Annotated in this window: 6 protein-coding genes; 3 read left to right on the top strand and 3 right to left on the bottom strand. The window is 67.5% G+C overall.

Annotated elements, in window-relative coordinates:
* Positions 1-154: 154 nt before the first annotated feature.
* From AC07XB_RS32740 to AC07XB_RS32730, 3 genes are all read right to left on the bottom strand, one after another.
* Positions 155-658 (bottom strand): phasin family protein, encoded by a 504-nt coding sequence (locus AC07XB_RS32740; protein ID WP_492372092.1) that lies wholly within the window; start codon positions 656-658, stop codon positions 155-157.
* Positions 659-845: 187 nt separating this feature from the next.
* A complete protein-coding gene (locus tag AC07XB_RS32735; RefSeq protein WP_492831536.1) occupies positions 846-9407 on the bottom strand; it encodes a GH36-type glycosyl hydrolase domain-containing protein in 8562 nt (2853 codons plus the stop codon).
* A gap of 143 nt (positions 9408-9550) precedes the next feature.
* The gene (locus AC07XB_RS32730) at positions 9551-9706 is read right to left on the bottom strand and encodes a DUF3309 family protein (RefSeq protein WP_183032690.1); all 156 of its coding nucleotides are present in this window, start codon (positions 9704-9706) and stop codon (positions 9551-9553) included.
* 531 nt (positions 9707-10237) lie between these two features.
* On the opposite strand from AC07XB_RS32730, the gene AC07XB_RS32725 reads away from it, so the two are divergent.
* The 3 genes from AC07XB_RS32725 (at position 10238) to AC07XB_RS32715 (ending at position 13045) form a co-directional block, all read left to right on the top strand.
* Positions 10238-10498: a hypothetical protein gene (locus tag AC07XB_RS32725; RefSeq protein WP_492831535.1), complete on the top strand. Its 261-nt coding sequence runs from the start codon at positions 10238-10240 to the stop codon at positions 10496-10498.
* Positions 10499-10585: 87 nt separating this feature from the next.
* Positions 10586-11380 (top strand): class II aldolase/adducin family protein, encoded by a 795-nt coding sequence (locus tag AC07XB_RS32720; RefSeq protein WP_492807017.1) that lies wholly within the window; start codon positions 10586-10588, stop codon positions 11378-11380.
* A 99-nt stretch (positions 11381-11479) separates the two neighbouring features.
* Positions 11480-13045, top strand: a complete 1566-nt coding sequence (locus AC07XB_RS32715) for an ABC transporter substrate-binding protein (protein WP_492807016.1) — start codon at positions 11480-11482, stop codon at positions 13043-13045.
* Positions 13046-13070: the final 25 nt, after the last annotated feature.

Raw genomic sequence — 13070 nt, 5'->3', positions numbered from 1 at the left:
TAAGGGGCGGGTGCTCTTAGCATCGCTCCATTATGAACAAAGCCTCCCGCGTTGGGGAGGCTTTGTCAGCAATCTGAAACTGCGCCACATGGGCGCAGTTTTCTTGCTACTAGCTTTGGCTTCGCAGCGGCCAGCGGTGCCGCCTGGCTTGGCCTTACTTGGCAGCCGTGGCGGGCATGACCTTCTCTAAGGCGTCGCGCATCGGCTTCATGGCCGTTTCGTAGGCTGCCACCCAGCTCGGCGCGCTCGCGCCGGCAGCCGGGAACGCGCCACCGGCGCTCGACATCAGGTTCTGGCCGAACGACGCCATGGCTTCCTGGGTCTGCGCGGCGTAGGTGCTCATCTGGCGCTGGGCTTCCTGCGCGAACTCTGCGCCGGTGCTGGCGAAGATCTCGTTCATGTGGCCGGCATAGGCGTTCATCTTCTGGGCAAACCCATTCGCCAGTTCCGGCTTGAGGCCGGACATGCCGGCGCCAACCGGCTGCTGGCTGGATTCGCGGACGTAGTTCGTGGTATCCGCCAGGCTGCTCTTGACGGCCTGCATGTTCAGCTCGTTGATTTTCTCCGCGCCACGGGCCAGGGGACCGACCAAGGCCAGGAACAGGTCCAGGTTAGCTTGCTGGACGCCGAAGAATTGAGCTTGGGTGGGATGTGCCATGAAATAGTCTCCTGGGGATGATCCAACGCTGTCGAAGAAGGTTCCGTGAGCGGCATCATCGTTTTGCTGCAATGCAGCAATTGGACACATCATAAGCTTATTACCCGAGGAGTCAAGCGATTCCCGGAAAGACTTCTCCGGGCATCGCCAGATGCATCCCATGCATCCCATTCCGCCTTGTTCCGCCTTATTCCGCCGCCGCCGGGATGCATACCAGCAGCCTGTGCCTGCCATTGTCCAGCGGCACGCGCACGGCACCGTCGCCGCATGCCACCGCCAGCCCATCGAGGACGGCATGCGCGCCGCCCGCGCCTGGCGCCAGCGTCTGCACCCGGATGTCGTAGTGGCACGCCCCCAGGCACACCGTCGCCTCAAACCCAGGCCAGGCCGCCGGAATGCTCGGCGCCACGATCAGCCAGCCCGCTTCGCGGCGAATCCCCAGGATGCCTTCCACCCCGGCGCGATACATCCAGCCGGCCGCGCCGGTGTACCAGGTCCAACCGCCGCGCCCGATGTGAGGCGCCACCGAATACACATCGGCCGCGATCACGTACGGCTCGACCTTGTAACGCTGCACGCCTGCGGGCGTGCTGGCGTGGTGGATGGGGTTGAGCATCGAGAACAGGTCCACGGCCTTTGCGCCCGCGCCGAGACGGGCAAAGGCAAGCACCGACCACATCGCGGCGTGGCTGTATTGCCCGCCGTTCTCGCGCACGCCCGGGGGATAGCCTTCGATGTAGCCAGGATCGGGCGAGGCGCCATTGAAGGGCGGCGCGAACAGCAGCGCCAGGCCGTCGTTGCGCCGCACCAGGTGCTCGGCCATGGCCGCCATGGCGGTGGCAGCGCGCACGGGATCCCCGGCGCCCGACAGCACGGCCCACGACTGGGCAATGGCGTCGATCCGGCAGGCCGGGCTGGTCTTTGAACCCAGCCAGCTGCCGTCATCGAAAGTGGCACGGCGATACCATTCGCCGTCCCAGCCGTCGCGCTCCAATGCCGCGCCCAGCATTGCCCCGTGGGCACGCCAGTGCGCTGCGCGCCCGGCATCGCGCACCTCGGCAAGCGGCGCGAAGAGTGCGATCGTGCGCATCAGCAGCCAGCCAAGCCACACGCTCTCGCCCTTGCCGCCGGCCCCGACCCGGTTCATGCCGTCGTTCCAGTCACCGCCGCCGATCAGCGGCAGGCCATGCTCGCCGGTCAAGGCAAGGCATCGCTCGATGCCGCGCGCGCAATGCTCGAACAGCGAGGCCGACGCCTCCCCGGTCATCGGCTGGAAGAAGACGTCATGCGCATCCGCGCCGAGCACCGGCCCGTCGAGGAAGGACACCGCCTCATCCAGCACCGCCGCATCGCCAGAGCCGGCAATGTAGGTCGCCGTGGCGAAGGCCAGCCAGACGCAATCGTCGGAGATGCGCGTGCGCACGCCCTGCCCGGTGTGCGGCAGCCACCAATGCTGGACGTCGCCTTCGGCAAATTGCCTGGCCGCGGCACGCAGCAGGTGCTGGCGCGTGGCCGCCGGCTTGGCGAAGGTAAGCGCCATGGTGTCTTGCAACTGATCGCGAAAGCCATAGGCACCGCTCGCCTGGTAGAAGGCCGAGCGGGCCCAGATGCGGCAGGCCAGGGTCTGGTACAGCAGCCAGCCGTTGAGCATGATGTCCATTGCCCGGTCCGGCGTGCTGACCTGCACGGCGCCAAGCACGCTATCCCAGTGCCCGGTCACGGCATCGAGCACGGCGTCGAGATCGGCAGCGCGATAGCGGGCGATCAGCGCCCTCGCCGCCCCGGCCGAGCCGCACTCGCCGAGAAACGCGACGATATCGAGCGTCTCGCCCGCGGCAAGCTCCACGACACACTGCACCGCGGCGCACGGATCCAGCCCCGCGCCCACCGCGCCGGACAACGGCGTGGTGCCAAGCAGGGCCGCCGGCGCCTCGGCGCCGCCGTTGTAGCCGAGGAATTCCGTGCGGTCGGCGGTCCAGGCCGTTTGCCTGCCGCCGAGATCGGCAAAGGCGACCCGGCCCGGGAAGGCGGAGCTCCAGGGATTGCGCGCCAGCATCGCGCCGGTGGCCTCGTCGCGCTCGGTCACGATGAACGGTGCCGATGCGCCGCGCGACGTGCCGAGTACCCACTCCACGTAGGCGGTGACAGACAGCCGGCGGCGCCCGGCGGTCAGGTTGCTCAGTGTCAGCCGTGAAATCTTGACCGGGTCTTCCAGCGGGACGAACTGCAGCAGCTCAGCCGCGATGCCGTTCGCGTGGTGCGCAAAGCGGCTGTAGCCATGGCCGTGGCGGGCCGTGTAGGTGCCTGCGTCGCGGATGGGCTGCGCGGTCGGGCTCCAGACTTCAAGGCTGTCTTCGTCGCGGATGTAGAACGCTTCGCCGGCCGGATCCAGCACCGGGTCGTTGGACCAGGGCGTGAGCTGGTTCTCGCGGCTGCTCTCGGCCCAGGTATAGCCGCTGCCCTGTGCCGAGGCATGGAAACCAAAGCTGGGGTTGGCGATCACGTTGATCCAAGGCGCGGGTGTGGTGGCGGCGCCGTCAAGCACGATCACATACTCCCGCCCGTCCTTGTCGAAGCCGCCGAGGCCGTTGAAGAACTCGAGCGCCGACGTGGCTGGCGCTGGCGCTGGCATTGGCGCCGGCCGTGGTGGCGTGCGGCGGCGTATGGGCGCGGCGCGCTGCGGCGCCTGGGGCACCCGGCCAAGTTGTTCGGCAATGGCCCCCCTGCGCGCGGACAGCGCGACGCGGGCCACCGACAAGAGCAGCGCGCGGGCATCGCAGTGCATCAGGTCGGCGCGCAGCGTGTAGACCGAGCCCTGGGCGAGCTCATCGCCAAAGCGTGGCCGCGACCGGCTGCTGCGCACCGCGGTCTCGATGGCGTTCTGCAGGTCCTGCGTATAAGACGACGCGCGCTCGTTGACGATGACCAGGTCCACGCCAAGCCGCTTCATGCGCCAGTACTCGTGCGCGCGCAGCAACTGGCGCACCTGCGCCATATCCTCGATCTCGTCGATGCGCAGCAGCACGATCGGCAGGTCGCCGGAGATGGCGTGCGGCCAAAGCCCGGACTGCGGGCCCGCGCCGCGGGCTATGGCCTCGGAGGAACCCCGAAAGCGGGGATCGGCGTAGAGGATCGGCGCGGCCAGGCGCTGGAAATCGGCCGCTTCGTCTGCCTTGACGTCGAGATGGCGCAACTGGACCTGGGCCTGCGTCCAGGCCAGGGTCTTGGCGCGCTCGAAGGCACTGCGGTCATGGTGCTTGTCGATCAGATCCAGCAGCGCGGCGCGCGAGGGCGCCACCAGCGTCCAGAATGCGATGCGCGCCACGCCGCCTGGCGCGACCCGCACGCGCTGCCTGAGCGAGAAGATGGCGTCGAGCACCGTGCCCGTGGTGTTGGACAGCGCACGGCCATGCCGCACGCCGTGCGCTATCCTGCCCGTTTGCCCCGCTTCCAGGAAGCGCGCCCGGTCGGTCTCGTACTGCGGATCCGCTACCACCTCGCCTTCGACGATGGCGAAATGGGCGGCCCATATCGTCGGCTCCGTCGGCGAGCGCGGGCGGCGCGTGGCAACCAGCGCGCCGAACTCGGGCAGGTATTCGGTTTCCACAAACAGCTTGGAGAAGGCCGGATGCGCGGCGTCGGCCGCCGGCACGGTCAGCACCAGTTCCGCATACGAGGTCAGCTCGATCTCGCGCGCGCGCCGCCCGCTGTTGGCCAGCGAAACCCGCCGCACTTCCCCATCATCCTCGCCGGAGACCAGGATGGAGAGCGTGGTGACCAGGCTGCCATCGCGGCGGATGAACTCCGCGTGGTCTTCGGCGAAGACCACTTCGCTGCCCTGCTCGCCATCGTCCGTATCGCCGCCGGCAAATTGCGCGCCGGCCGGCCAGACGGCACGGCTTTGCGTATCGCGCAGGAAGATAAAGCTGCCAGCGTCGTCGCGGGTGGCATCCTCGCGCCAGCGCGTCACCGCCAGGTCGCGCCAGCGGCTGTAGCCCGCGCCGGCCGCGGTCAGCATCACCGCGTAGCGCCCGTTCGACAGCAGATGCGTGACGGGCGCACCGGGCGCATAGCCCGCAAGCCTGCGCACCGTGGAATCCTCGCTGCCGGACTCCATCGTGGACGCTTTCACCTCTTCGGCGCGCGGATGCGCAATGGCGACGTTGCGCGGCATGCGCTCCTGCAGCAGCAGCTCGGTGGCCTGGATCATCGGCTCGCGGTGAAAGCGCTCCCGCATCTGGCCGCCGTGCAGCGTGTTGGCGATCGCCACGATGGTCATGCCCTGATGGTGGGCCATGTAGCTGCGCACGATGGCGAACGCCTCATCCTCGGGCAGCCGGGAGCGGGTGAAATCGATGGCCTCGTAGAAGCCGAAGCGCCCCTTTGCCCCCATCCGCGCCAGACGCGCGAAGTTCTGCTGCGCGCCTTGCGGATCCACCATGGTGGCCAGCCCGCTCGCATAAGGTGCGATCACCACATTGTCGGAAAGCCCGCGTTTCAGGCCCAGGCCAGGCACGCCGAAGTTGGAGTACTGGTAGGTGAACTCCATGTCGCGCGCGTTGTAGGCGGATTCGGACACGCCCCATGGCACGCCCAGCGCGCGGCCGTAGCCTTGCTGGCGCTCCACCACCAGCCGGTTGGTCTGCTCGAGCAGGCTGCCCGCCGGCGCGCGCATGATCAGCGACGGCATCAGGTACTCGAACATCGACCCGGACCACGAGATCAGCGCCGACCCATTGCCCAGCGGCGTGGCCGTGCGCCCAAGCCGGAACCAGTGGCGTGTCGACACATCGCCCTTGGCGATGGCAAACAGGCTGGCAAGACGGGCCTCCGACGCAAGCAGGTCATAGCAGCTGACATCGAGCCGGTTGTCGTCCTGCGAGTAGCCGATCGAAAGCAGCTTGCGCTCTTCGTCAAACAGGAACGCAAAATCCATCGACAGCGCCATGTCGCGCGCAACGACGGCCAGCGCTTGCAGGCGCGCGCCGAGCAGCTCCGGCGCTTCGATCCGCTCTACCCGGTCTTGCTCGTGCTCGGCCACAGCCTTGCGCAGCGCCTGCACCCAGAAGGCCAGGTCGCCAAGGCTGTCGTCGCCGGTGGCGGGCAGGATGTCGCTGGCGATCGCGGCGGCTTTTTCCGTCAGCCGCTTGAGCGCGGGCATCAGCATGGCCATGGCCTGCGTGCCCTGCGTGCCGTTAAGCTGGGTTTCGACCTGTTCCAGGAGTTCGCCGAGCTTGCCGGCGCGCTCGCCGCCCGCCAGCGCCAGCCCGGCAATGGCCTCGCGCGCCAACGTGACGGTATCCATCATGCCGAGCCGGAAATCCGGCGTCACCTCGGCATGGGTCCATTCCTCACAGGCATTGGCCAGCGCAATCAGGTGGCCAGCCAGGTTGCCGCTGTCGACCGATGAAACATAGGCAGGCGTCAGGGCACGCAGATCCTGCGTGCCATACCAGTTATAGAAGTGGCCATGGCAGCGCTGCAGCTTTTGCATGGCGGCGAAGGCTGCTTCCAGCCGCGCGGCCGTGGCCGCCGTACCGCTCCAGCCGAAGTCGCGCGCGGCGATGGCCGATAGCAGGTACAGGCCGATGTTGGTAGGCGAGGTCCGGTGCGCCAGGACCGGCTTCGGGCGCTCCTGGAAATTGTCGGGCGGCAGCATGTTGTCCGCTGGCGTGACCATGGTCTCGAAAAAGCGCCAGGTGCGGCGCGCGGTCAGGCGCAGCTCGCGCGTGTCAGCATCCGACACTACCAGCCGCCGTGCCACCTTCGGTGCCCGGCTTGCCCACAGCGCCAGCATTGGCGCGGCCAGCCAGAGCCATCCAAGCGGCAGCGCGAGCGGCCAGGACGCGGGCGCGAAGGCCAGCGTGCCCGCCAGCAGCGCCAGCGTCAGCAAGACGCCGCCGGCCATCTGGCGGTAGGAGCCGGCCAGGTCAAGCCGGGGGCTGGTCATGGACTGGGCGGCCGTGGTCCACTCCAGCAGGTGGCGGCGGGTCAAGCGCAGCCGCACCAGCGTGCGCGCGATGGCGTCGCTCATGCGCCAGGCCACGTCGGGCAGGAACGCCAGCGTCAGCAGCACCTGCGCCACGGCGGCGCGCAGGTCGTCCCACAGTATCCTCACGTGGGTGCGCAGCTGGATGCCGGCACGATGGGGAATGACGGAAAACACACCCGGCAACAGGGCGGGAATCGCCATGGCCGCCAGCAACAGCAGCGTGCCGCGCAAAGCCGCGCCCGGCGGCAGCAGCCAGCACGCGCCAAAGCACAGCAGCAGCGACGGTGCTAGCACCGAGCGCCGCAGGTTGTCCAGCATCTTCCAGCGGCCGAGCATCGGCACCGCCTGGCTGCCCTTGCGGCCGCGCACGATCCAGCCAAGGAGTTGCCAGTCGCCACGCGTCCAGCGATGCTGGCGTTTGGCCGCCACGTCATAGCGCGCGGGAAAATCCTCGACGACCTCGATATCCGAGGCCAGCCCGGCACGGGCGAACATGCCCTCGAACAGGTCGTGGCTGAGCACCGCGTTCGCCGGCACGCGGCCGCGCAGCGCGGCCTCGAAGGCATCCACGTCATAGATGCCCTTGCCGGTATAGGAACCCTCACCGAAGATGTCCTGGTACACGTCCGACGCGGCCGCCGCATAGGGATCGATGCCGCCTGGCGCGGAGAATATGCGCTGATAGAACGAGCCCTCGCTCCCCACCGGCAGGGATGGCGTGACGCGTGGCTGCAGGATGGCGTAGCCGCCAATGACACGTTGCAGCGTCTCGTCGAACCTTGGCCGGTTCAGCGGGTGGGCCATCTTGCCGATCAGCCGGAGCGCCGCGTCGCGCGGCAAGCGCGTGTCGGCATCGAGCGTGATCACGTAACGCACGTCGGGCGGAACCTGGGGCGGCGCGCCATCGACAGCAACAAAGCTGGTGTCCGTGGCGCCGCGCAGCAGGCGGTTGAGTTCATGGAGCTTGCCGCGCTTGCGCTCCCAGCCCATCCACTTGCCTTCTCCGGCGTTGAACATGCGGTGCCGGTGCAGCAGCAGGAAGCGGTTGCCGGCGGGGCCCGGCCCGTAGCGGCGATTCAGCGCGCCGATGGCTTCGGCCGCCACCGCCAGCAAGGCCGCGTCGCCGGGCATGACGGCCTGGTCGGCGTCGGTGCCGTCGGTGAGCAGCGCAAAGGTCAGGTCACCACCGGCGCCGGCGAGATGGTGCACCTCCAGGCGCTCGATCTGCTCGCGCAGGCTGGCTTCGCCCGATAGCAGCGTAGGCACCGCCACCAGCGTGCGCAGCGCTGGCGGCACGCCCGCCGTGAGCTCAAGCCCCGGCAGGATGGATGCGCCAAAGAGCCAGGCGATGCCGCGGTTGACCACCGCCGTTGCCACCTCGCTGGCCGGGACAAAGCCCAGGCAGCCGATCAGCGCAAGCCAGCCGCCGGAGAGCGCCGGCATGGCCGCCGCCGCAAGCAACCAGAGCGATCCACCGAGCAGCGCAAGGGTGACCAGCAGGATGGCGCCCACATAGCCACCAATGCCCAGCGCGATATTGAGGCGGGAAAACCGCAGCCGCGCCGGGGGACGAAAGCCGATTGCGCGCTCGAAGGCACGCCGGCCCTCCGCGATCAGGTGATATCCCGGGTCCCCGATGCGCTGCGCCTGCGCCGCATCGGCGGTGCCTGCCGCCGCGGCGCGGGCCGTGGCCAGCGCTAGATCGGCAATCTCCAGCTCCGAGGCAGGCGAGCCGCGCGCGAGCTGCTCGATGGCGCTGCGGTAAAGATTGCGCGTGGGGAAGTCCATGTCGGCGTAGCCGCTGCCATCGCGCAAACGCGCGTCGACCAGGCTCACGCTCTCGAACAGTTCGGCCCAGTCGATATCCGATATCAGCCGCATGCTGGTAATGACATTGCGCACGGTCACGTTGGATGCGCCCTGGCGCTGCTGGGCGTGGCGCACCACGTCCTCGATGGATGCGCCCTGCCGGCCGAGCCGCTCTTCCAGCCAGCCCAGGGTTGGCGTGGTCCGTGGGTCCTGGTCCCGCAGGCGCTTGGCCAGTTGCGCGGCGAACAGCTCCGACAACGGCGCGGCGGCGCGCGAGGCGATATCCGTGTCGAGCGCCGAGCGGGCGCAGCCCGACTTGAGCAGTTGCCTGGACAGATCGTCCGCGTCGGCGCGGGCGATGCGCCCGGCGGTCATCTGCTCGGCCAGGCGGCGCAGGTTCTCGATCAGCACGATGCGCAGCGTGATGGCCACGGCCCACAGCTCGCCGATGGTCAGCGGCTGCACGCGCTGGTAGGCGGCAATGAAGCGCCGCAGGGTGTCCGGGTCGATATGGCTGTCGGTATGCGCGACAAAGGCCCAGGCAAGGCCAAATACGCGGGGATAGCCGGCGAAGGGACCCTCGCTGAGCTTGGGCAGCTGGCGATAGTAGCCAGGCGGCAGGTCATCGCGGATCTCGCGGATCTGCGCTTCCACCAGGTGGTAGTTGTCCAGCAGCCACTCGGCCGCGGGCACCACGGCCCTGCCGCTCTCCAGCTCCGCCGCGCTGGCCCGGTAGGCCGCGAGCAGTACTTCGGCATTGTCGTTGAGGCGGCTGCGCAGCGTGCGCACGCGCGGGGGCTTGGCGGTAACGGGCTGGGCGGCGGCAAGGCTTTGCGCATGCTGCTCCAGCCGCTCGATGCCGAACAGCTCCTCCCGGACTGGCGCCTTGCTGTCCCACGGCGAAGGGATGGATGCGTACTCGAACGTACGGCCTAGCACTGAATACATGGGCGCCTTGGTTGCCAACGGGGATCGGGAGACGGGTTCGCCTCCTTAAAAACGGCTGGCCGGCAAGCCTGAAGCTTGCCGGCCATCACGCGATCGCTTCGCGGACTGTTGCGCCAAGGCGAGCTTTCTCGCCTCTTTCTCGCCTATAGGCGGCCCATCAGCACCAGCACAAGCACCACGATCAGCAGCAGGCCCAGCACGCCGCTGGGCATGTAGCCCCAGGAACGGCTATGCGGCCAGGTCGGCATGGCACCGAGCAAGACAAGCACCAGCACGACCAGTAATACGGTTCCTAGCATGGAACGCTCCTTTCCCGACTCCGCGTAATGGGCCAGGCCGCCGCCGATACCTCGCCAGGGGACCGGAATCTTCGAGCCCGATGCGAATGTAGCCGCGCCGTTTGGCATGGACCTGACCGCTACGGGCACGTTGCCATGGATGGCGTGCGGTGTCGGTACGATGACGGACAATTGGCGCCCGCTACCGGGGCTGAGGCTTGGGGGGTTGGGCCTTGGCGGTTGGACGGCGCAGGAGTGAGAGCGAGCGGAAAACACGACGGGCATGACCGCCGTGTGGTGGCCTTGAGGCCAGCGTGAAGGCAGCATGCTTCGGGAAAGAACTGAACCAGGGGCAAGGCCGCAGGCGGAAAGTCGTGGGTGCGACTGGGGTCAGGTCCAGACAGCCGGCCGCGCGTATTCGCAGCGCCGCTGTGCGCGCATCTTCGCATACTCCAGCCCGGAACCCTTCTTATATTTCCGGCGGCGGCGTTTCTGCGCCCCGCGAGCACGCCAGGCCGCGCTTGCTCGCTCGCCATGTGTCATAAGAGACACATGGACACCCTGACCGCCTATCCCGACGCTGGATTTTCTGCACGCCACCAAACCGTGCGCCGCGCCCCATTCCTGCTCGCCAATCCCGAAACCCTGCTGCCGGTGCCCATTTTTTGCGCATGGCACCATTCCCCCGGCAAGCCGCCGAAGCCGCCCGGCAGCCCGCCATCCACGCCAAGGCAAGCCCGCAATCCCTTGAAAATCAACGCCTTGCATCTCGCACTGCAACATATGCGGCTGCAAATTGAACACGTGGCCTGAACTTTGCGTAATCGGTATAAGTGCCAACTGTCGACAGCTGACCATCGACCTACAGTGACCTAATCGCCAATCCAAGGAAACACAAACATGGGCAACAACGTCTCTTCCCGCCTGGTTCCCGCCATCTCCGAGGCCGAGCAACAGGTGCGTGAGGATCTCGCCGCCGCATACCGCCTGGTCGCCCTGTACGGCATGGACGACAGCATCTACACCCATATCTCGGCCCGGGTGCCGGGCACCGAGGACCGCTTCCTGATCAACCCGTTCGGGATGCTGTTCCGGGATATCACCGCGTCTTCGCTGGTGTGCATCGACCTGGATGGGAACATCATCAGCGGCCCGCCGGGGCAAGACGTGAACCCGGCGGGCTTCACCATCCACAGCGCCGTGCATGCCGCCCGGCATGACGCGGTCTGCGTGCTGCATACGCATACCGTGGCGGGAGTGGCCGTATCGTCACTGGCGTGTGGCCTGCAGCCCTCCAACCAGTGGGCGCTGCAATTCCATGACCGCGTGTCGTACCACGACTTCGAAGGCATTGCGCTGGACCACGAGGAGCGCGTGCGCCTGGTGGCCGATCTCGGCCCGGACAAGCGCGCCCTGATCCTGCGCAATCACGGCCTGGTGACGCTGGGCCGCAGCGTGGCGGAGGCCTTCATCCTGATGCACAACCTGGAGCGCGCCTGCCGCGTGCAGGTGGCGATCCAGTCCAGCGGCCAGCGCGTCAATCCGGTGCCGCCAGCCATTTGCGAGAAGACCGCGCGCCAGTACGAGAGCGGCGACACCAACCGCCTGCCCGGCGCGGCCGATCCGTACGCGCGGGAATGGCGCGCCTTGCGGGAGCGGCTGGAGCCGGCCGCTGCCACGTCGTTCCGCGAGTGACGCCCTGCCTGCCCTGCCCGCCCCGCGCGCTTTCGCCATTTTGTGTTGCCAGTTCCGTCTTGCCAGTTACCCATCCCTAGCCCCCAGGAGAGTTCCGCAATGAATCGTCGCCAACTGATCAAAATGGGTGTTGCCACCACCGGGCTGTCGCTCGCCGGTGTGCCTTTCCACGTCCTCGCGGCCGGCAAGAAAGGCGGCGTGATCAACGCGCTCGTCCAGCCTGAGCCTTCCGGCCTGATGATCGGCATTACCCAGAATGGCCCCACCCAGCTGATCTCCGGCAACATCTATGAGGGCTTGCTGCGCTACGACGAAAAGCTGGAGCCGCAGCCAGCGCTGGCGACCTCCTGGACGGTAAACCCGGCCGGCACCGTGTACACATTCAAGCTCAAGCCCAAGGTCACCTGGCATGACGGCAAGCCGTTTACCGCGGCCGACGTGGTGTTCTCCGCCGACGTGTTCCTGCGCAAGACCCACGCCCGGCTGCGCGCCAACCTGGCTGCGGTGGAGAGCATCCGCGCGGTGGACCCGCTCACGGTGGAGTTCAAGCTGAAGTACCCGTTCAGCCCGTTCCTCGGCATCTTCGAAGTGGGCACCATGCCCATGGTGCCCAAGCATATCTACGAGGGCACGGATTTCCTGACCAACCCGGCCAACGCCAAGCCCATCGGCACTGGCCCGCTGAAGTTCAAGGAATGGGTGCGCGGCTCGTACATCCAGCTGGTGCGCAACGACGCGTATCACCAACCCGACGTGCCGCTGGTCGACAGCGTGTACTTCCACGTGATCCCCGATGCCTCGGCGCGCGCCGCGGCGTTCGAGTCCGGCAAGGTCGACCTGGTGCCCGGCGGCGCGGTGGAGTACTTCGACGTGGCGCGCCTGAGCAAGCTGCCCGGCGTGCAGGTCACCACCAAGGGCTGGGAGTTCTTCGCGCCGCACTCGTGGCTGTGGGTCAACAACCGCAAGGCGCCGATGGACAACATCAAGTTCCGCCAGGCGCTGGCCTTTGCCATCGACCGCGACGCGATCGCCAAGGTGGCATGGCAAGGCTATGCCAAGAGCGCCACCGGCCCCTTCAACAGCCATATCAAGTACGCCAGCACCGACGTGGCCAAGTATCCGCGCGACCTGGCTCGCGCCAAGCAGCTGCTGACCGAATCCGGCTACAAGGGCGAAACCCTGCGTCTGCTGCCCCTGCCCTACGGCGAAACCTGGACCCGCTCCGCCGAGATCGTTCGGCAGAACCTGCAGCAGGCCGGCGTGAAGATCGAGATGACCCCCACCGACGTGGCGGGCTGGGGCGAGCGGCTGAACAAATGGGACTACGACCTGGCCTTCACCTATGTCTACCAGTACGGTGACCCGGCGCTGGGCGTGGCGCGCAACTACACCTCGGACAACATCGCGCAAGGCTCGCCCTTCAACAATGTGGAGGGCTACCGCAACGCCAAGGTCGACGAGTTGTTCCAGGCTGGCGCGCGCGAGATCGACCCCGTCAAGCGCGCAGCGATCTACCACGAAGTGCAGAAGATCCTGGTGGACGAGATGCCGGTGGTGTGGCTGCACGAGCTCAACTTCCCCACGCTGTACCGCAGCCGCATCAACAATCCCATCAGTTCCGGCATCGGCCTGAACGACGGCATCGGCCGCGCCTGGCTGGCGTGATGGCAGTCATCTTTATCTCTGGGGC

This window comes from Cupriavidus sp. GW821-FHT02F09, assembly GCF_059421605.1.
This window is presented reverse-complemented; position numbering and strand designations above follow the sequence as displayed.

Bases quoted from the DNA above. Each gene is read 5' to 3' on its own strand.
- AC07XB_RS32730 (WP_183032690.1), bottom strand. From the start codon at position 9,706: ATGCTAGGAACCGTATTACTGGTCGTGCTGGTGCTTGTCTTGCTCGGT.
- AC07XB_RS32720 (WP_492807017.1), top strand. From the start codon at position 10,586: ATGGGCAACAACGTCTCTTCCCGCCTGGTTCCCGCCATCTCCGAGGCC.
- AC07XB_RS32740 (WP_492372092.1), bottom strand. From the start codon at position 658: ATGGCACATCCCACCCAAGCTCAATTCTTCGGCGTCCAGCAAGCTAAC.
- AC07XB_RS32735 (WP_492831536.1), bottom strand. From the start codon at position 9,407: ATGTATTCAGTGCTAGGCCGTACGTTCGAGTACGCATCCATCCCTTCG.
- AC07XB_RS32725 (WP_492831535.1), top strand. From the start codon at position 10,238: ATGGACACCCTGACCGCCTATCCCGACGCTGGATTTTCTGCACGCCAC.
- AC07XB_RS32715 (WP_492807016.1), top strand. From the start codon at position 11,480: ATGAATCGTCGCCAACTGATCAAAATGGGTGTTGCCACCACCGGGCTG.